At 45.2% G+C, this 20,188-nt stretch carries 22 protein-coding genes; 11 read left to right on the forward strand and 11 right to left on the reverse strand.

What is annotated here, in order from left to right; genetic code table 11:
• Together NDI35_RS27975 and NDI35_RS27980 are read left to right on the forward strand one after the other, a co-directional pair.
• Positions 1–221: hypothetical protein (locus tag NDI35_RS27975; protein ID WP_445315554.1), on the forward strand; the 221-nt coding region annotated here is incomplete at its 5' end.
• 22 nt (positions 222–243) lie between these two features.
• The gene (locus NDI35_RS27980; RefSeq protein WP_445315555.1) at positions 244–741 is read left to right on the forward strand and encodes an HmpF-related protein; all 498 of its coding nucleotides are present in this window, start codon (positions 244–246) and stop codon (positions 739–741) included.
• Between the two features lie 154 nt (positions 742–895).
• Here the strand turns inward: NDI35_RS27980 and crtB are convergent, their stop codons facing one another.
• Positions 896–1,825, reverse strand: coding sequence for a 15-cis-phytoene synthase CrtB (gene crtB / locus NDI35_RS27985; RefSeq protein WP_445315556.1), 930 nt, complete (start codon positions 1,823–1,825; stop codon positions 896–898).
• A gap of 90 nt (positions 1,826–1,915) precedes the next feature.
• On the reverse strand, positions 1,916–3,289 hold the full coding sequence (gene pds, locus NDI35_RS27990; protein WP_333452575.1) for a 15-cis-phytoene desaturase: 1,374 nt from the start codon (positions 3,287–3,289) through the stop codon (positions 1,916–1,918).
• A 140-nt stretch (positions 3,290–3,429) separates the two neighbouring features.
• On the opposite strand from pds, the gene NDI35_RS27995 reads away from it, so the two are divergent.
• Entirely contained in the window at positions 3,430–4,059 is a 630-nt protein-coding gene (locus tag NDI35_RS27995; protein ID WP_445315557.1) for a DUF6009 family protein, read from the forward strand.
• A 93-nt stretch (positions 4,060–4,152) separates the two neighbouring features.
• Positions 4,153–4,791 (forward strand): restriction endonuclease subunit R, encoded by a 639-nt coding sequence (locus tag NDI35_RS28000; protein WP_445315558.1) that lies wholly within the window; start codon positions 4,153–4,155, stop codon positions 4,789–4,791.
• A gap of 100 nt (positions 4,792–4,891) precedes the next feature.
• Here the strand turns inward: NDI35_RS28000 and NDI35_RS28005 are convergent, their stop codons facing one another.
• The 8 genes from NDI35_RS28005 to NDI35_RS28040 form a co-directional block, all read right to left on the reverse strand.
• Complete coding sequence (locus tag NDI35_RS28005) at positions 4,892–5,521, reverse strand: TraX family protein (protein WP_445315559.1); 630 nt, start codon at positions 5,519–5,521, stop codon at positions 4,892–4,894.
• Between the two features lie 604 nt (positions 5,522–6,125).
• A complete protein-coding gene (locus NDI35_RS28010) occupies positions 6,126–7,436 on the reverse strand; it encodes a TFIIB-type zinc ribbon-containing protein (protein ID WP_445315560.1) in 1,311 nt (436 codons plus the stop codon).
• Between the two features lie 86 nt (positions 7,437–7,522).
• A complete protein-coding gene (locus NDI35_RS28015; RefSeq protein WP_445315561.1) occupies positions 7,523–8,611 on the reverse strand; it encodes an SPFH domain-containing protein in 1,089 nt (362 codons plus the stop codon).
• A 122-nt stretch (positions 8,612–8,733) separates the two neighbouring features.
• Positions 8,734–9,546, reverse strand: coding sequence for a Uma2 family endonuclease (locus tag NDI35_RS28020; protein WP_445315562.1), 813 nt, complete (start codon positions 9,544–9,546; stop codon positions 8,734–8,736).
• 80 nt (positions 9,547–9,626) lie between these two features.
• The gene (vapC, locus tag NDI35_RS28025; protein ID WP_445315563.1) at positions 9,627–10,034 is read right to left on the reverse strand and encodes a type II toxin-antitoxin system tRNA(fMet)-specific endonuclease VapC; all 408 of its coding nucleotides are present in this window, start codon (positions 10,032–10,034) and stop codon (positions 9,627–9,629) included.
• Positions 10,031–10,285 (reverse strand): hypothetical protein, encoded by a 255-nt coding sequence (locus NDI35_RS28030; protein WP_445315564.1) that lies wholly within the window; start codon positions 10,283–10,285, stop codon positions 10,031–10,033. The genes vapC and NDI35_RS28030 overlap by 4 nt, the downstream gene beginning before the upstream one ends.
• A 177-nt stretch (positions 10,286–10,462) precedes the next feature.
• A complete protein-coding gene (locus NDI35_RS28035; protein ID WP_445315565.1) occupies positions 10,463–11,716 on the reverse strand; it encodes an FAD-dependent oxidoreductase in 1,254 nt (417 codons plus the stop codon).
• A 223-nt stretch (positions 11,717–11,939) separates the two neighbouring features.
• Positions 11,940–12,068, reverse strand: coding sequence for a hypothetical protein (locus NDI35_RS28040; RefSeq protein WP_445315566.1), 129 nt, complete (start codon positions 12,066–12,068; stop codon positions 11,940–11,942).
• 55 nt (positions 12,069–12,123) lie between these two features.
• On the opposite strand from NDI35_RS28040, the gene dnaK reads away from it, so the two are divergent.
• Positions 12,124–14,244 carry a molecular chaperone DnaK gene (gene dnaK / locus NDI35_RS28045; RefSeq protein ID WP_445315567.1) on the forward strand — a complete coding sequence of 707 codons (2,121 nt, stop codon included), beginning with the start codon at positions 12,124–12,126 and terminating at the stop codon, positions 14,242–14,244.
• A 182-nt stretch (positions 14,245–14,426) separates the two neighbouring features.
• The gene (locus NDI35_RS28050) at positions 14,427–14,777 is read left to right on the forward strand and encodes a four helix bundle protein (RefSeq protein WP_190745888.1); all 351 of its coding nucleotides are present in this window, start codon (positions 14,427–14,429) and stop codon (positions 14,775–14,777) included.
• Between the two features lie 25 nt (positions 14,778–14,802).
• Here the strand turns inward: NDI35_RS28050 and NDI35_RS28055 are convergent, their stop codons facing one another.
• Positions 14,803–15,066: a hypothetical protein gene (locus NDI35_RS28055; RefSeq protein ID WP_445315568.1), complete on the reverse strand. Its 264-nt coding sequence runs from the start codon at positions 15,064–15,066 to the stop codon at positions 14,803–14,805.
• On the opposite strand from NDI35_RS28055, the gene NDI35_RS28060 reads away from it, so the two are divergent.
• The 5 genes from NDI35_RS28060 (at position 15,050) to NDI35_RS28080 (ending at position 20,142) form a co-directional block, all read left to right on the forward strand.
• The gene (locus NDI35_RS28060) at positions 15,050–16,237 is read left to right on the forward strand and encodes a DnaJ C-terminal domain-containing protein (protein ID WP_445315569.1); all 1,188 of its coding nucleotides are present in this window, start codon (positions 15,050–15,052) and stop codon (positions 16,235–16,237) included. The genes NDI35_RS28055 and NDI35_RS28060 overlap by 17 nt on opposite strands.
• Positions 16,238–16,621: 384 nt before the next feature.
• Positions 16,622–19,057 (forward strand): dynamin family protein, encoded by a 2,436-nt coding sequence (locus NDI35_RS28065; protein ID WP_445315570.1) that lies wholly within the window; start codon positions 16,622–16,624, stop codon positions 19,055–19,057.
• An 85-nt stretch (positions 19,058–19,142) separates the two neighbouring features.
• Positions 19,143–19,331, forward strand: coding sequence for a hypothetical protein (locus NDI35_RS28070; RefSeq protein ID WP_445315571.1), 189 nt, complete (start codon positions 19,143–19,145; stop codon positions 19,329–19,331).
• A gap of 47 nt (positions 19,332–19,378) precedes the next feature.
• Positions 19,379–19,846, forward strand: a complete 468-nt coding sequence (locus NDI35_RS28075) for a KGK domain-containing protein (protein ID WP_445315572.1) — start codon at positions 19,379–19,381, stop codon at positions 19,844–19,846.
• A gap of 50 nt (positions 19,847–19,896) precedes the next feature.
• Positions 19,897–20,142 carry an HNH endonuclease gene (locus NDI35_RS28080; protein ID WP_015179287.1) on the forward strand — a complete coding sequence of 82 codons (246 nt, stop codon included), beginning with the start codon at positions 19,897–19,899 and terminating at the stop codon, positions 20,140–20,142.
• Positions 20,143–20,188: the final 46 nt, after the last annotated feature.

The following is a 20,188-nucleotide window of genomic DNA, read 5'->3' on the forward strand; positions in this document are numbered from 1 at the left end:
GGTGCGCTGATGAGGAAACTGGTGCATTTGGCTTTTGGGATTTTAAAATCCCAAAAGCCTTTCGACCCAAATTATTTACTCGCGACCCCTTGACAGTTCAAGACAGTATCTACGAGATCGTAAATCATACAATTACCAATAATCAACAACACGACACGGAATGCACGGATACACGGATAGCTGTTTTTACCACTTACCAGTTACCAGTTACGAATAACTAATAACTAATAACTAATAACCCTTATGCTATATTTAGCCCAAGTACAAAAGAAGCAAGTTTTAGGCGACCTCGGTCTGCAATTGCTGGCTTGCCAAAATTCTGATAATACTTGGGCTATTCTTAGTGAAGAAAGTTTCTTGACATTACCGAAAGATTTTGCTCAAAATCCAATTTACTCTGTAACTAATGTTTTAAATGAAGGGATTTTAGTATTAGCAAATGTTGACGAAAATAGCCAGGTTTTGGATATTCAAGCAGCGACAAACTGGGTGCTACACTTAGTAGAGAAATATTTAACAACAGGCTTTACTCCCGATTTTTTGCAACAAGAAGCCCAGAAAGCAGAAGATTGGAGGCAATCTCTCACTTTGCAGAGTCAAGAATTGTCTCGCCGTTTGATTGAAGTTGAAGCCCGCCGAGAACAAATTCAAAATTTAGAAGCAAAACTCCAGCAGGAAAAGCAATTGTTGGAAAGTTCGATCGCCCAGTTGCACATTCCGCCCGCTACTCCACTAATTTGACTTCTAATTTGACTGAAATTAACACACCAAACGTAGGGACACGCCACTACCGCATCCCCACAAACCTAATATGCAATTTGCTGGACATCATATAATTTGTAACTTGACAAATACCCCTTATCCGTTGCCGAATCGCCAGCAAAATTGCCTGCAGCTAAAGCACTTTTGACTTCAGCCAGGCGGCGGGGAGACACAGCAGTTTCTGAGAATTGCGAACATAAGCGCGCTTCTGGAAAACATCGTATTGATTGCGTTCGATCGCATTTAAGATTCTGCTGTACAGCATTGTAGCCGCCCAAACAGTCCAGCGGATATCGGGACTGAGAACTTTAATTCCCGGTTCCGCGCTGGCGTATAATTTGCGAGCTCGCTGAATTTGAAACCGCATCAATTCCCGCCAGCGGTTGTCAATTACACCGTTGAATAAATCTTCTTCGGTGTAGTTAAACAAGGCTAAGTCTTCTAAGGGAAGGTAAATGCGGCCGCGGCGGGCGTCTTCTCCGACATCGCGCAGAATATTAGTCAACTGCTTGGCAATACCAAGGGAGATGGCTTCTTCTTTGGGAATTTTATTACCCCAGTGCCAATTCCAGTTAGCAGCGGAGCTCGATTCGCCTACACCCATGACAGACATCGACATCAGCCCTACAGTACCCGCTACTCGATAACAGTAAAGATTGAGCTCTTCAAAAGTTTCGTAGCGGCTACGGTACAAGTCCATTTGCTGGCCCGCAATCATCTCTCGAAACGGCTGAATGTCGATCGGGAAACGAGACAGCGTATCCACCAAAGCTACGTCGTAGTCGTCGTGAGGATGGCCGGCAAACACAGATTCTAGGCGTTTTTCCCACAGATTGAGGGTTTCAGGGGTCGTTGCATCAGAACCCGGCCCGTCTACGAGTTCGTCGGTGCGGCGGCACCAGACGTAAATCGCCCAAATCGCCCGACGCTTGGCTTCGGGCATGAGTTGAGTGCCTAAATAAAAATTTTTGGCATAACTCGCGGTGACTTGGCGGCACAGTTCGTAGGAGTCATCCACAGAAGCCAGAGTTCTCATGCACTGGAGTTTTGACAGTTGCAGCATCCGAGAATAAGAAATTTAAAGATTAGAACTGATTTTCCCCCGTTTAGAAAACGGGAGTTTTTTACGTCTTTATGAAAAATTCTTAATTTTTCATTGGTTATTGGCCGTTGAAATAGCCTGCGCTGTCAGCTTACCAGAAAGCACGGCACCTTCCATACTCGCAAGATAACGCTGCATCGTATAATCCCCCGTTAGATAGAAATTGCTAATGGGAGTTGTTTGTGTGGGACGGCACTGCTGGCGTCCGGGAGTGGCTTTGTAGACGGAACGAGGGGTTTTGACTACGTGATATTTGAGCAGTTTGGCTGGTTCTGGGATTTGATCGGGAAAGAGTTTTTCTAACTCGACCATTGTGGCTGCGACGATATCTTCGTCAGATTTGCCTATCCAGTCTTTGGCCGGTGCTAAAACCAGTTCCAGCATGGATTTGTCTGGGTTGGCATATTCGCGGCAGGTGTTGCTCATGTCGGCGTAGACGCTTAGCAGGGGCGATCGCGAGAACAGCAAGTGATCGATATCAGTTAATTTGCGATCGAACCACAAGTGTACATTAATGACGGGTACTCCCTCCAAGCCTTCGAGCTGTTTGAAATAATCCATTTCGCCCCAAGGTTTCGGCATCATCAACTTCAGCGGGTCAACCGGCATCGCGGAAACGTAAATATCGGCCGTCAGAATTTCTGACTCTGCCCCTTTTACTCCCCGAATGTGGAAGCCGCGCACCGTGTTGTCATCGTTGAGCAAAAACTCTTTGATGGGTGCATTCAGCCGTACTTCACCGCCGCGCTCAGTTATGTAGTCTACCATTGGCTGACACAACCTCTCTGTGGGGGAACCGTCTAAAAAGGCCATTTTCGAGCCGTTTTTCTCTTGCAAGAAGCGGTTGAGGGCTGTCAGCAGTATGGTTGCAGAGATTTCGTGGGGGTCGATGAAGTTGAGCGCCTTGGACATGGCGATGAATACTTCTTTTTCGACTCTGGGGGGGATGTTTTGCTTTTTGAGCCAGTCGGAAAACGAGTATTTGTCCATTTCTTCGACATAGTTTTGACCCTGAAGCATCGCCGGAATCAAACCTATACCGAAGCGGATTTTTTCGGGCCAGGTGAGCATATCGTTGTTACTCAAGATGGCTGCGACGCCGTTGAAGGGAGCCGGAAGGTCGGGAAAGTCAAAGCGGGAATAGGTTCCGGGGGTTTCCGGCTGATTGAAAATCATCGAGTGCTCTTTCCATTGCAGCCGGTCTTCAATGTCAAGTTCTTTGAAGAGTTGGAGCATATTCGGGTATGCGCCGAAGAAGATGTGCAGGCCGGTTTCATACCAGTCGCCGTCTGCATCTTTCCAGGCGGCGACTTTGCCGCCGAGTACGTCCCGACTTTCTAGGAGGATGGGGGTGTGGCCCGCGTCGGTAAGATATTTAGCGCAGGAAAGTCCTGCTAAGCCTGCTCCGGCGATCGCAACTCGCATTTGATACTACTTGGCCTCTGTGTTCGCTTCGGTTTAATTATACTTTACAACTCGTTACATTTTTTGGGTTTTTGGGAAAGGGCAAAGGTGCAGGAGTGAAAAGTACGAAGGCTCTCGGTTATCTTTGAGATTTTTTTGCCATGCAGTTGCCATATAACGCCATGCGTGTTAATCTGATTATCATCGACATAGAGGTAAGAATTATGGGCGATTTTGTCAGAGACGAGACTTTACTACACGAAGCTAAAATTGTCTGGCTTGAAGATATCAGTAAAATGCCTTGGGTCCGAGAGATAGAAGTAGGGTTTTTTAGCAAAAAAGGGATCTCTAAAAAACTGCTTTCAGAGCTTCAGAAAGGTCAAATCTTAGTGGGATACGCAGAATTAGAAGACAATGCTCCTCCTCTGTGTGTTGAAGGAAATCGCAAGTATTTTCACAGGCGGATTTTCACACTTCGTGAAAATGACTATGAACTTTACAGAGTAGATGACCCGGCCACGGCAAATCATCCTACTGAAGCAGTGGAACCATTAAGTGTAGAACCTAAACACAAGGGGCTATCTCCGAGTAAGAAATCTCAAATAGCTGTGAGAGTTCCCCGTACTCTTTTTAGCAAGCTCAAAAGATATGTTCAGCAAACGGGCATATCTCAAACTGATGTCATAGTTAGCGCTCTAGCTAAGCATCTAGATTCTGTAGAAGATTTACCAATGATTCAAAGGATACTAGAACTTGAAAAAAGAGTTGCTGCATTGGAAATTAAGATATAGTAGAGGCCTAAATTAGGTAAATAATCGATTTGTAAGGTGGCACTCGCCACCTTAATGCACAATTTATATAGACTCCAAACTTAGTGTAAAACTATGGTACAAACAATTCAAGCTCGAAATGTCACGATGTACGATTTGAGAACAAAATTTGAAATTGAGTTAGTGGAAGATGACCAATTCTTTCGCGAGTGGCAAGATAATTTGCCAGAAATCTCGGAAGCTGAGAAACAGCGACTAGACAGAGTTAAAGCAAGTTACAGGAATTTGCTAGAATATCCCCCACTTCTAGAAAATACAGTCAAAATGGTGGTGCTGTCTCCGCTTTTGGATTTAGCTGATTTTTATCTTTCTCCTTTTCATGTTACTTCAGAAAAATCTGTAGAAATTGTTGAGGAAGACGAGGGAGTGATTGTGAGGGGACAGTTGGATGTTGTGGCTTTGTTTAAGGAGTTTTGGGTAATAGTTATCGAGTCCAAGCAAGCGGCGTTTTCTTTGGAGGTAGGGATTCCGCAGTTACTGGCTTATATGTTAGCTAATGTGAGTGCCGATCGACCTACTTACGGATTGTTAATGAATGGGGCAGATTTTCTATTTGTCAAGTTAGTTAAGGGGGAAAAAGCACAGTACGCTTTTTCTCGGAAGTTTTACCTTTTCAATCCGGGGAATGATTTGTATAGCGTGCTGAGTATTTTGAAGCGCCTCGGTCAGTTGAATGTTGGCAATCTAGTTTAGAAAGCGATCGCGCTCTTCTGGGGGCGATCGCTCAGAGAGGCGGTTGTACTTCGTTTAAATAAAAAATCAACAATGAACTAATTAGAATCCCCAGTCTTATTTAGACAATTGTTCGCAGTGCCGCTAGCCCCCCAAGGTGTAGTGGGTAAAAATAATAAAAAAATCTTTTTTCTAAAGCCGTTGGTTTTTGGTCTTTAGAGGTATCGTAATATGCCAGAACTAGCGGTGTGAATATGGCGAAAAATTGAATCGAGCTGTTGCAACTAATTGCATATCCGATATTTGCTATAATCCAGCCGAACCACCAAAGGCGAGATCCTCCTCCTTTCCACCTCATCATCAATAGCGGGCAAGCCACTGCATACCAGCCGTAACTCACTCGTAAAATTTGAGCAGTTACTAGACCTGTGCTTAAAACTGCAATTTTGCGATCGCAGCGTCGGATGTAGCTCAAAGTTAGTGCTGCTACGGCAAAGCTAAACATGATGTTTAACTGTAAATTGCCAAAAAGTAACATATGAGGTATTTGAGAAAGTACCCCAAATAATATCAGTCGAGTAATTAGAGGATTTTTGTCCCCCGGTCGTTTCCAGTTTTGAGCAAACACCCAACTAAACAACGGAAAACTGAGGCGACCGATGATACGCATGGGTTCTGCTTCAAGCATAAATCCGATGTGGTCTATTAGCATTAGAGCTGCCGCCAACCATTTAATTTGATTTTGATTCATACAATTTATTCTCCAATCCTGTTATTAAAGATTTGTTATTTGTACTAATTGAATATTTTAATTAGTGATAAAGTATATTTACAATATTTAGCTATTTTAGCATGTCTAATATGCTATAAAGTGCAGTTTTTAAAGGTGTTTTTAAATTTCGATATTCGTGGTTTTGTCTATTATTTTTGAAAGTATTATTTGTTTTTATTAAAATCCTCAGTACAATTAAATCGACTGTACCCATAATCTCTCCTTAAAGCAACACCTAAATTAAATAGAATTTGTTCTATTTAATTTAGGTATTTCAAAAAATCTACGTAAAAACCCTCTTGTGTACTCCTTAAGGTAGATTTACCTTAAATTTATAGATTCGGAGGAAATAATGATTGAGTTAATTTTACTGACCAAGAATGTATTGATGGTACCCGCCACGGGATTTATCCGTGGAATCAATCCAAAATCGAAAATCGAAAATCCTCAAGCCCCCGCATTTATCCGTGGAGTCGCCTCTAAAATCTAAAATCTAAAATCTAAAATCGATTGACCTCGATCGCGACTACTACACCGACGACGATGCCTCCGCCGCCTCCGGTGACTGCTCCATCCAGAATTACTACAGTGAAGAGGGAACAGGCGCTGACGGTAATTTTTTGTTCGGTACAGGTGCGGTAGAGGGAACAGGCGCTGGCGGTAATTTTCGGCTCGGTACAGGTGCGGTAGAGGGAGTAGGCGCTGGCGGTAATTTTTGGCTCGGTACAGGTATGGAAGTTGGTTGAGGTTGCGGTTGAGGCAGACCAGGAACACGGATATATCTCCAATTACCAGTAAACAATAGGTACATAACACCCGCAAGTACGACACCGCTAACCACAGCAGCAGTAATTTTCCAAACACTGTAGGGACGTTCGCCTTGAACTTCAGCGGTGCGTGCATTAACCATTACTTGATATCGTTGGTTTTGATAACGATAGGCACACAGCCACACTGGTAGCAAAATATGCTTAAAAGTGATAGCATTGTAATCAGTAGAAATGCTGTGAACCCGCTGCTCGTCGCCACCAATATTTCTACAAACATCGAAGTGAATAGTACCGGCCATGACATTTTTAGCAGATTCAAATCCTTGAGTGAGAGAGACTTGCGATCGCTGCGCTTCAAACCCAGCTAAATAAGATGAATTGTAAGGGCGCAGCGACTCCTTGAGATGCCAAGGTTCTAACGCATCTAGGCGCGGGCGATCGATCGAACTTGTAGCGGGAATCAGAATATCGTCAAAAAAGCGATCGACTCTGCCAGAAGCAGGCGACCACCTGGTATGTTGCACTTGGCGAGTTTTAGTTTCTGTTTCGCCCTGCGAGTTTGTTTCCGTATAAGTTTCAGTTACGTAGTAGTGTTCTCCGCGAGAACCCTGATAGTAACTAACCGTATAAGTGTCGTAAGTCCAAAATGGCAAATAAACCCCTTGAATTTGCTCTTGTTGCGCTAGGGATTTCAAAGCAGAAGGAGCAAACCAGCGGTTGCTTAGCCACTTCTGAATGCTTTCTCTGGCCTGTTTATCAGTAACTTTAAAGGGTACAATTCCCTCTGGATGCACGCTAGGGCTAGCCTTTGCAGGTTGCGTCACAATTGGAGAAGCACAAAATGGACATTTACCCGCTACTTTTGGCGGTTCAAAAGTAACACTTGCTCCGCAATCATTGCATTTTACTTCAAGGGCTGTTGTTGATAAAGTTGTCAGCGCCGTGCGATCGACTTGGAGATATTGTTCGTAAGAGTTCTCCTTTACATCTTCAGCCGTTTGGGGAATTGCATCTTCCCAGCCGCAGTAAGCACACTTGAGCTTTCCTGCTTGGGGGTTGAACTCTAAATAAGCCCCGCAGCTAGGACAGGGAAAACGTTTAACAGCAGGTTCTGAAGTATTCATAATGGTTAATTGGTGATGTAATTGGTAATTGGTAATCGGGAAAGCATACCAATTGCCAATTACCAATTAACTAAATATGCAAAATTTTAGGCTGCGGCTGGCGGGGGAGGCGGCGGTACTGTCGCCAACAAAGATGCTAATTCCGGCACTTGCGATGCTAACTTCCAGCCGTCAAAACCCGCACGCCACACCATTACCTGATGTGTCAAACCATTTTGCAGAAGTTGATGCAATTCAAAAGGGCCTAATCGTTGACCGTTCTGGGCAATATACCACTGAGTTTGTGTTGGCGGGGGAGGTGGCGGCGGAGTTTGCGATCCTGGTGACTGCATCATATTTGTCATTTGCTGACCTAGTGCCATTCCCATGCCAAGTTCTAATGCTTGATTGCCGCCGCTAGGGTTATTTGCTGATGCTTCTATAGCGTTAGCAGCTTGATATTGGGTATATTGCTGCATATTTCCCAGAAGTCCGATCGAGGCTCGTTTGTCGAGTGCTTCTTCAACTTCAGGCGGCATCGAGATATTTTCAATTAATAGCTGAGTTAACTCTAACCCAAACTGCTGGATACTTGGCTCTATGGCAACTCGCACCTGTTCGCCCATGTGGGTGTAGTCGGCGGCAAAGTCTAGGAGGGGAACGCGGGAATTACCAACCCAATTGGCAAAGGCACTGACTATTGTATTGCGGAGTTGAGCGCTGATTTCATCTACTTGAAATAGTCCGTCAGTGCTGATTAGTTGTTTTAAGAGTTGTTCTGGATGAGAAACTTTAATGTTGTATGTGCCAAAAGCCCGCATTCTCACTGGGCCGAGTTCTGGATCGCGGATAATTACAGGGTTAGAGGTTCCCCATCTCAGGTTTGTAAATATTTTGGTGTTAAAAAAGTAGACTTCTGCTTTAAAGGGAGAGTTGAAACCGTAGGGCCAACCTTTTAAGGTGCTGAGAATGGGTAAGTTGCGGGTGTACAGTTCGTGCATTCCCGGATCGAAGACATCGGCAACTTGGCCTTCGCTGACAAAGACTGCTCTTTGTCCGGGTCGTACAGTTAGTTTAGCACCTTGTTTAATTTCGTTTTGGTGGCGCTCGAATCGATAGGCAATGGTGTCGCTGGTATTGTCCAACCATTCGATGATATCGACAAATTCGCCGCGAATCTTGTCAAAGAGTCCCATAGATTTATTTTGGGTTGTTGTTCGATTTTAGCTTCAATAGAAGCGATCGATGTTCCCGATCGCCATTGTAAAGTTTTTAGGTGCGATCGCTGGGGATGGGGGCGATCGCCCTTGCAGACAATTCACAATTGCGGTTCAATTCCAGCCGATCGCAACTGAGCGCGCAATTGCTCTAATTGGTCTTCTGCTTGTTGAGCTCTTTCTTGTTCGCGATCCGCTCTTTGCCACTCTTGTTCAGCTATTTGCTGTTCTTGTTGAGCTCTTTCTGCTCCCGATAACAGCAAATTTCCTGCACTATCCCACCAGCGCAGCCAAGGTAACTCAACATTTTGATACCTTCCTTGCCAAATTCCCAATTCCACTCCTAACGGTGCGATCGGATAATGACCGCGATCGTTTGCAGCAACTAATGGATACCTATTTTCGATCAGGTGATAGACTTCAACGCTAGCCTTAGTTACTTCATAAATTCCGTAAAATGCCGGATGGATGACATTTTCATAAATCCAGAATTTCCCCGGCTTAGTTTCCTGTTGACCCGATCGCAACAAAGGCGTTCTATCCCGTTCTTCTGCGCCATTCCCCGATACAAACTCTAAAACAATTAATGGCGATACAAACTCTTGCCACATCACATAAGAACGGCGCAATTGACCGTCAATAGTTGGCGGGACATTAGGCACATAAAACCAGTCTGGCGCTTCCGCACCCCGTTCTAGCGGCTCAGTTAATCGCCAATAAATACCGCTGTCTTGACCGATACAATAGTTACCATCTGGATGAATGCTTTGGAAGACAGGAGTAATTGAATCCGTTAACAGAATGCTTTGGGGATGTTCTTGGAAATTTTTCACAAAAGTGCCATCGGATTCGGGTAGCTGAGTGTGGTCTGGCCAGCCTGTAGGGTTGTTTTCTATATCTAGGGTGAATTTCATAATGTTATTTGGGTCGCAAGCATTGTTTTGTTTTGAAAGAAGTTTTGATTTTGAGTAGATGCACACTCGATACATCTAACTCAGACCTCTATCTCCCAATCCTCCAGACGCAAACCCTCAACACGGCTGAACTCGCGGGTATTGTGAGTTACAAGAATTAGGTTGTTGGCAAGAGCAATAGAGGCAATCAAGAGGTCATTAGGGCCGATAGGTGTCCCAGATGCAGCTAGTTGAGCGCGAATTTGACCGTAAATTACGGCAGACTGGTCATCAAAGGGAAGAGATATAAAGCCATTAAAAAAATCTTGCTGTTGGGCGATCGAGCGATCGGGATTGTTGCTTCTCCTAGCTCCATAGAACAGTTCAGCTTTAACAATAGAACACACTGCCACAGCCTCAGAAGGTAGAGCCTGTAACCTTCGCAAAACTCCAATTGCTCTACCGTTCAAGTAACCGATACAGGTATTGCTATCCAGCAAATAAATCACAGCAATTCCTCCCGTTCCTCAAATTCCCCTTGTTCTCCCCGCACTAAAGGTTCATCCTGAAAGCACCCAAAAGTTCTCTCAAAAAAACAGGGCGACCAGCCTAAATCTTCCGGTGTTTTAGCCTCAGTTGCGGGTGATATGCGCTGGAAAACTACAATAACTTCCAAATCTGTATCTGTAATCCCAACGGGGACTTGCAAATGCAACATCCCGTCCGAACCAACGCGCGATCGTACTTTAATACTTTGCATAACTCTGGCCTCATTAAGTTTGTACTGAAATTCAATCTTGTCAGGAATTACTCATCTATGCCAAAGAAACCGGGTTTTTTACCGAATATGTGGGTGAGTGCGAAAGATTTTCGTCAAAAAACCCGGTTTCTGACCACCCGTTCGTCATTCTACCTCTATATTTAGGATTGGTGTATATCATTGATTTCGCACGCGAACCCGAGTTAATCCAAAACCAATTAATCGCGCTGGAATATTTCGCAAAATTGGTAACTGCAACAAAAGTGGCGGTGTAAACGGTCGATTTGTATCTAATGCGCCTTTAATAATTCGCTCCTGTACAAACGACTGAAATGCTTGAATGATGCGTGTGGGCAACTCCCGCTGTCGCTGCACTTCTGCCAAATCCCACAGATGCACGCGATCGTTTTTCAGGGAGTCGCTGAGTACATTAGCCGCGACGACAGCATCTTGAATAGCATAGTTAATTCCCACGCCACCTACGGGCGACATGACGTGAGCGGCATCCCCAATTAAGAGCAAACCGGGACGATACCAGCGGGGAAGGCGACTGGATTCAACCGACAGAAAAGAAATTTGCGACCAATCTTTCAGTTGCTCGACCCTATCTGCAAATTCTGGGGCTAATTCAGCAACAGCTTTTTGCAAAGCTTCTATTCCTGAGTCGCGCAATTTCTGATAGCTGCCTTTGAGAATAATGTAACCGAGTTGCCAATAATCCAAGCGGTCAATTATGGCTAATAAATGACCTCCAACAGCTCGACCTCCCACGCCGAAATCTTGGACATCATGGGGACGGCGCGGCAAACGAAACCAAAGGACATCCATCGGCGGGGAAGTTTTAATCGGTTCAAAACCTACTAATTGGCGAAGGCGGGAAAAGCGACCGTCTGCACCGACAGTGAGGGTCGATCGCACTTCATGCCATCCCCCTCGTCCCCGGTATCGAATTCCGCACACAACCCCATTTTCTACAATCGTTTCTTGTACATTAGCTCCCATTACTAGCTGGAAACTGGGGTAGCGCTGCGCTTGGGCAGTGATGAATTCGAGAAACTTGACTTGGGGTAGGATAGTGATGTAAGGATACTTGGTTTTGAGACAGGCTAAATCTACGAGTGTGGCGGTATTTCCACCAGCTTGGATAGTGAGTTGGCGCATTTTTGTATGGGGCAATTCCAGCAATTTTTCTGCTAAACCCAATTGCTCCATAATTTCCATTACTGACGGATGCAGCGTATCGCCGCGAAATTCTCGGTCGAAATCTTTGTGTACTTCTAGCAGCATGACTGGAATGTTTTGCCTCGCTAAAAGTAATGCTAAAACAGCACCCGCAGGCCCACCTCCCACAATGCAGCAGTTGGTCTGTTGCACGTCAACTATCGAGTGTTCTTGACAGGCTTCTGAATTTTGAACAGAGTTGACAGTCATATTTTTATGTTCCTGTTTGCTCAACAATCCTGCTATAGCAAGTCTATTTGAGTCATGAATGTAGAACCACCTGAAACGCTTGTGATCCTTGAATCGATTGTTTACAAATCAAATGGTTTTGCTATAGCTATTTTTAGTTTAGCAAAAGGCAGTAGTTAATCAATTCTTAACTTTTTTTAGCTCTCAAAAGATGGAAATACACGGCTTTCCCAAGTTGACACTCCTACTCCTCGCAGGCGATCGCCAATCCACCAGGGAGCGATCGCACCCAGCCAACCGCAGCCGCTTGACCAAAGTGAGGCAATCCCCCCGCAGCCCCCGCTTCTCGACGCGGTACAATAAATGCAATCATACTTAACGCTTATATTGAAAAGGCTACACACAACGCCACAGGAGACAACTGACGCATGGGTAAAGTAGTTGGCATTGACCTCGGAACAACAAACTCAGTAGTAGCCGTCATGGAAGGCGGCAAACCGGTTGTGATTGCCAATGCAGAAGGGATGCGGACAACTCCCTCGGTAGTCGCTTTCACAAAGGAAGGAGAACGCCTGGTGGGACAGATGGCCCGACGCCAGACTGTTCTCAACCCGCAAAACACCTTTTACGCCGTCAAGCGGTACATCGGACGCAAATATACCGAACTGACTCCAGAATCAAAGCGCGTCCCTTACACAACTCGCCGCGACGAAAACGGGAACATCAAAATCAAGTGTCCCCGCCTGAAAAAAGATTTTGCCCCAGAGGAAATTTCGGCGATGGTTTTGCGGAAACTGGCTGATGAAGCCAGCCGCTATCTGGGACAAGAGGTGACGGGGGCTGTAATTACTGTTCCCGCTTATTTCAACGACTCGCAGCGACAGGCGACGCGCGATGCGGGACGAATTGCCGGACTTGATGTCAAACGGATTTTAAATGAGCCGACGGCGGCTTCTTTGGCTTACGGTTTGGAGAGGCGAGAAAGTCAAACTATTTTAGTGTTTGATTTGGGCGGCGGTACTTTTGATGTGTCTATCTTAGACGTGGGAGACGGAGTATTTGAAGTCAAAGCAACTAGCGGCGACACTCAATTAGGTGGCAATGATTTTGACTCCAAAATTGTGGATTGGTTGGCAGAACAATTCTTAGAAAAAGAAGGAATTGATTTGCGTCGCAACCGCCAAGCTTTGCAGCGCTTGATCGAAGCGGCCGAAAAAGCCAAGATTGAGCTGTCGGGAGTCGGTGTCACCGAGATTAATTTGCCGTTTATCGATGCGAATGAAGACGGGCCTTTGCATCTGGAAACGCGGCTAACTCGCGGTCAATTTGAGGGGCTGTGCACAGATTTGGTGCAGCGGCTGCGGCGACCGGTCAAACAAGCGTTAGCCGATGCAAGTTTGAGTCCTTCTCGCATTGATGAAGTTGTGCTAGTCGGCGGTTCGACTCGCATTCCTTTGGTGCAGGAAGTTGTTCGCAACTTGATTGATAAAGAGCCGAATCAAAATGTGAATCCAGATGAAGTTGTGGCGGTGGGAGCAGCAATTCAGGCGGGGATTTTGGGGGGGGATGTCCGCGATGTGCTGTTGTTGGACGTGACGCCGCTGTCGCTGGGTTTGGAAACTATCGGCGGGGTGATGAAAAAATTGATTCCTCGCAATACTACTATTCCCGTCAGGCGATCGGACATTTTTTCGACTGCTGAAAACAACCAAACTGTGGTAGAAATTCACGTAATCCAAGGGGAACGAGAATTAGGCAGAGACAATAAGTCTTTGGGACGGTTTAAACTGACGGGAATTCCGCCGGCACCGCGAGGGATTCCGCAGGTGCAAGTAGCTTTTGATATTGATGCTAACGGGATGCTGTTGGTGACTGCTTTAGACAAAACTACCGGCAGGGAACAAAGCATTACTGTACAAGGTGCTTCCACGCTGACTCAGCAGGAAGTGAATCAAATGATTCGCGATGCGGAACAGTTTGCTCAAGCTGATAAGTTGCAGCGGGAAAGGGTAGAAAAACGCAATCGCGCTGAAGCTTTAGCTTATCAAGCTGAGCGGCAGTTGCGAGAAGTTGCGCTCGATCGCGGAATGCAGTTTGCTCAAAGAAGCCGCCAGCGAATTGAAACTTTAATTCGGGAATTGCGAGACAGTTTGGAACGCAATGATGAGCGCGGAGTTGATCAAGTTGGTTCGGATTTGCAGGATGCTCTTTACGATTTGAGCCGGGAAGTTTCCGCGTTTGCGATGGATGACGATGATGACGATTTCTTTGAGTCTGTGAAGCGGACTTTTACGGGCGACGGTACCAAGCGGCGCAGCGATGACAGCAGCTATTATACCAATGCTAAGCCGTACAGGCGATCGACTGTCGATCCAATTCCCGATCGCCCATACGATCGTATGAACGATCGTATGGGCGATCGCATGGGCGATCGTATGGGCGATCGCATGGGCGATCGTTCATACGATCGCAGAAGCAGTGCTAATCGCCCCACTCGCCCTTATCAAAATCAAAGCGACGATTGGGATGATGACGACGATTGGCTGTAATTGAAGGAAGAAGGAAGAAGGAAGAGGGAAGAAGGAAGAAGGAAAATAGCGGATTTTCAGCAGAGAATTTGTGACGGCTCTTTTCCTAATTCTTCTGGGCTCCTTTCTTTCTCCTCTCCTACACTAGACTTCTTTGAATTAGATAAAGATTACTATGATAAGTAAGGAGAAAATTATGTTGTATGACCCATAGAGAACAATACATCTGGCAGCGGGGTATTTATCTTTGTCAACTTTGCTACGAATTAACTAAATGTTTTCATTCGTCTGAAATTTATGGTATTACCAGTCAAATTCGCCGTGCATCTGTATCAGTACCAGCTAACATTGCGGAGGGATATGGGCGTGTTACTAGACAAGAGTATATTCGATATTTGCGAATAGCTCTCGGTTCGCTCAGAGAACTGGATACTCATCTAGTGATTTCTGAAAGAGTAGGGTTAGCAGCACCAGAAAAAATCTCACCAGTTATCAAAGAAGCAGATGAACTCACACGATTAATTGTCAGTACAATCAACAAACTACAAGGATAAAACCTCATCCTTCTTCCCTCTTCCCTCATCCTTCTTCCTTCTTCCCTCTTCCCTCATCCTTCTTCCCTCTTCCCTCATCCTTCTTCCTTCTTCCCTCTTCCCTCATCCTTCTTCCCTCTTCCCTCATCCTTCTTCCTTCTTCCTTCTTCCTTCTTCCTTCTTCCCTCATCCTTCTTCCTTCTTCCTTCTTCCTTCTTCCCTCATCCTTCTTCCTTCTTCCTTCTTCCCTCATCCTTCTTCCTTCTTCCTTCTTCCTTCTTCCTTCTCTAACTATGCAGAATTTTCGCAATTACTATCTAATTTTGGGAGTGCCCAAAGATGCCACGGCTGATGAGATAAAAAAAGCCTATCGACGGCTAGCCAGACAGTTGCACCCTGACGTAAATCCGGGGGATAAATCTGCTGAAGATAGGTTTAAGGATATTAATGAAGCTTACGATATTCTTTCCGATCTTGACAAGCGGGCTCAATACGATCAGTTTAGTAAATTCTGGAAACAAAAGGGATTTCAAGGCAAGCAAGGGGTGCGACTTCCCAATTTCAAAACTTGGGGAAACGGTAAAGCTACCCGCAAAAAACCTGCCGAAGATGTCGATTTTAGCGATTACTCGGATTTTAATAAATTTCTGGATCAAGTGCTCGGAAGGCGCCGGGAAGTGAGGATGGCGACCGCGAATGATGCACCGCGAGCAGCCTCCTATGAACCGTGGAGTACGGCTTCTAAGAAAACGAGTTATGTTGCTAATTCTAGGGACGATAGAAGGGATGTGGACGATCGCGAAATTCGACGGGATATAGTCGATCGCGAAATGCGACGAGATATAGTCGATCGCGAAATGCGACGGGATATAGTCGATCGCGACACCAGAAGGGATGTGGATGATCGCGAAATTCGACGGGAAGCAGTCGATCGCGAAATTCGACGGGAAACAGTCGATCGCGAACCCAGAAGAGACATTGAAGCCAGGCTAACTCTGCCTTTGGAAAGGGCTTATTCGGGCGGTACTGAGCGAATTCGTTTGGAAGATGGGCGAGCGATCGAGGTAAATCTGCCTTCTGCTATGGTATCAGGCCAGCGGATCCGCTTGCGAAATCAAGGTATGGGCGGCGGAGATTTATATTTGAAAATCACAGTTTCTCCCCATCCATTTTTTCGCTTGGAAATGTCGGATATTTGCTGCGAATTGCCACTGACTCCCAGCGAAGCGGTGTTGGGTGGAGATGTGGAAGTACCGACGCTGGATGGTAGGGTGAAAATGAAATTGCCACCGGGAGTAACCTCTGGAAAGCGGTTGCGGCTGGCTAACAAGGGCTATCCGACAGGAAATGGCGATCGGGGCGATCAATTGGTAGAAATTCAGGTGTTAATTCCCAAAGAAATTAGTGAAGAAGAACGGGAATTATACGAAAAGTTGCGGCAGGTTGAGTCTTTTAAACCGCGTCAGGATTTATCGGTTTAATGTAGAGTACGCAATGCGCCAGTTTAATTTTGTAGGGGCGCAATAATGCGCGCCTTACTACTAATGGTGTACGAAAAACTAGGAGATGCTTGGCTAAATTTTACTGACATATCAGATTTAGCCACTTGGCTGTAAATAGATGATATCAAATCCGTGGGTATAGCAATTATTCATCTCTCTCTTCTCTTTCTGTGCGCCTTCTGCGGCCTCTGCGGTTTAATAATTCCGAAACAACCGTAAACGATAGGATTTGTCGTCAGAATAGCCGATCGCACTTTCAGCAATCCTAGATCGCATAAGTAAAACTACTGTTGTGATTATTCCTGAACTAGCAGAGAATTAACAATAAGGTAATTTTCCCACAATCAGGAGCAGTCTGCCGCCATGACTCAAATGCCCCCTCAATGCACAAATCTGCAAGAGCAAGTTGATTCTTTAGTGCAACTGCTGCGTCAGGAATCGTCTTTGCGACAACAAGATATCACGGCGGTACAAGCTTCTCTGAAAAAGGCAATTTCTCCTGAGTTTGAAATTGTGTTTGCTGGCGCTTTCAGTGCGGGAAAATCCATGCTAATTAATGCTTTGCTGGAGCGGGAATTGCTCTACAGTGCAGAAGGACACGCGACAGGTACGGAATGTTATATCGCCTTTGCTGAGCCGGAAAAAGAGCGCGTTGTTCTCACTTTTTTGAGCGAGTTTGAGATTAGCCAGCAAGCTTCTGTGCTTTGCCATCAGTTAGGTTTAGCTACTGAAATTAATATTAATCAAACAGATGTAGTGTCGCTGTTGTCTCAGGGATGTAACATAATTATTGAAAGGGAAGGCGGCGAAAATAAATCCGAGGTAGCCAAAAAAGCTAAGGCTTTGATGCTGCTGTTAGAAGGTTTTGAGGCCAATCGCGATCGCATCCAAACTCTCGAAAACGCTACCTACTCGATGGAACAGTTTAACTTTTCCAATCTCAAGGAAGCTGCTAGTTATGCCCGTCGCGGTAGCAACAGTGCTGTACTCAAGCGAGTTGAATATTACTGTTATCATCCCTTGCTGCAAGATGGCAATATTATAATCGATACGCCGGGAATTGATGCACCGGTGCAACGGGATGCAGAATTGACTTATGATAAGATTGAAAGCCCCGATACTTCGGCGGTTGTCTGCGTTTTGAAAGCGGCTTCGTCTGGGGAAATGACGACGGAAGAAACCGAGTTGATGGAAAAGACACGGGGAAATCCGGGAATTCGCGATCGACTGTTTTACATTTTCAACCGCATTGACGAAACTTGGTACAACACGCAACTGCGGCAGCGGTTAGAAAATCTGATTAATTCTGACTTTCGGGATACTGCGAGAGTTTATAAAACTAGCGGATTGTTGGGATTTTACGGGAGTTTGATTCGAGGGACAACAGGGCGCGATCGCTTTGGTTTAAATACCATCTTTGCCACCAGTCAAGGGCGAGCTTCTGGAGAGGATAAATTAGATTCAGAATTGCTAGGTAATAGTGAAGAGACTCCGCAATTTGTTAGTGAATTTAATCGCTACTGTGCGAATTCCGGCAAACTGTCTCCCAGCAAATTTCGCATTTCAGTTAACAGCTACGAAACACCCAATGAAAACTACGTGCGGATTCTGGCAGAGCAAGGACAACCATTAATTGCTCAATTAATTCAAGATAGCGGGATCGAAGATTTTCGCACAGCCATCACCCGTTACCTCACCGAAGAAAAACGCCCGCAACTGTTCAAAAATTTAGCTGACGACTTAGAAGACTTGTGCATTCAACTGCGGAAACATTACCAAACAATTCAGCGGAATTTGGACAGCCAGCCCCGCGAAATTGAAGCGATGAAAGCACAGGAACTTTTGCGACTAAATCAAGAGTTGCAGCAAGTCGGACAGGATTTTCGGGAACATATCGCCGAAGAAGTCAATGAAATGATTATGAACAGATGCGATATTTTCGATATAGACTTTCGGCAACTGCAATCTCGGATGATCCGCCGCTTGGATGAATTGTTAGATGGATTTTCTGTTGAGGCGGCTTACGGACGCACTTTGCGGAATCATCCCCGCAATGCGACAGCACCTTTAATTGCGGTTTTAGTTGAAGCGCTTTATTATTTAGCGAATCAGTTGGAAGATATTTTAGTAGAGGCTACTAAGTCACTGGTTGATAATTATTTCCAGTATTTGAAAGATAGCGTTCGCAAGTCGGAATACTATCGATTACTCTATCGGTTGTTGGGGAATGATGGGGGAATTGAACAGCAGTTAGAGGAGTTATCAAAGCGGGTTTCTGATGCTTTGGTAAATGCGGCGGGCGTTGAGTGCGATCGCTACGTGCGAGAAAGTCCCCGTTTTTACGACGAAGGCACATTTTCCATTTATCAATTCCGGGAAACATTGCAGCAAACCTCTCAAGGTTTCGACTGCGAAAACATGGTGGACGCCCAACCTGCAATTCGGCAATTATTGCGGCTGGATTTTGAGCCAAAAGTATCGAGAACTATTCGGCAAACTTTCCGCCAAACTGTCAACCAAACCCTGAAAGAGCATTTGTTGCCGCTGGCCCAAAAGCAAGCTGATGATATTTTGCAGAAATACAGTCAAGCCCGCGATTATTTGGAGCAAACTTTGGCACAGGAAGCGGAGGAAAAGATTGCTGGGAATCTGCGGCGGCAAGCTGAGAATGAGCAAAAGATTCAAGAGTACGATCGGGCAGTTTCTGGGATTAATAGTTGTTTGCAGGCGATGAAGTTGCACGAGCATTTGTTGCCTGTAATTGCACAAAATGATAGCGTTTCGGTGGATGGTGAATGATTGCAATTCAGGTGAATATAATTCACCCGGTTTCTTTCTTGTGTTTATTGTGCTATAATAGCCAACAAAGAGCGATTTTACTCCTATGAACATTCGCCAAAAGCTTCTAACAATAATCGAGCAACTTCCAGAGGATAAGTTAGCAACACTTCTGAACCTAGCCCTCTTCTTGAAAAGTGGAAAAGAACCTATTCAGCCGATGCTTGTATCCCAAGCTTATCAAGATTGGCTGAGTGCGGAAAATGACATTTATGACGCACTATTTGCAGACTGAACCCTCCAAAATCGGCGTTCATTTGCGTTTATCTGCGGTTAAAACTCATGGCTAAAAAACCTATTAGGTTAGATATCAATATGGAAGATAAATTTGATTTTCACAACTGCGGTAATGATGATGCTTTATCTTTTGGTAACGCAATGCTTAAAATAGAAACACTCAAGAAAACAGTAAATAAAGTTTTGCCGGAAAATGGGTTAGGACAAACACTCAATCAGTTCTTAAGCCAGCAAGCCCTAAATATTGATGTACCTTTAACTACCGATCAAACACGTCGTTTATATGAGAACTGGTTTGGTGAAGGTATAGATTGTGAAATTCTCAAAGTGGGTGCTCAGGGCTGGAAGAAAGGAAAGATGAAGCTCAAACTCAATGTTACTATAGAGTTTTGCCCCGACGAACCAGACGTTGAAGAAACACCAGAAAACAACGAGTCAGAAACTAGCAAACCCGACTCCCCCCTCGATGATTTGCGCCGCCAACTTCTCAATCAAGAAAACTCACCCAGCTAATCCATCCAACATCCGCATTAATTCGCGTTCATCTGCGGTTAAAAATCATCATGTCTAAAACCCCCAGAATTCCCATTCCCCCAGAAGTCAGAAAATATGTATTTACTCGCAATAAATACCAGTGCCAAAGCTGCGGTCAAACAAAACTAGAAACCCAACTGACGATCGATCATATCATCCCCCTAGCGCGCGGCGGCAGCAACGACATCAGCAACTTGCAAACCCTCTGCGGCACCTGCAACCAAAAGAAAACCGACAAACTAGACCCGCGCTTCCGCCGTCACTTTGACCTTTGATTTTGATATTTAACAGTATAATAAAATCAGCATTATTCGTCTCTCT

This window comes from Microcoleus vaginatus FACHB-2002, from assembly GCF_040004035.1.
In the GTDB taxonomy this organism is placed as follows: domain Bacteria; phylum Cyanobacteriota; class Cyanobacteriia; order Cyanobacteriales; family Microcoleaceae; genus Microcoleus; species Microcoleus vaginatus_C.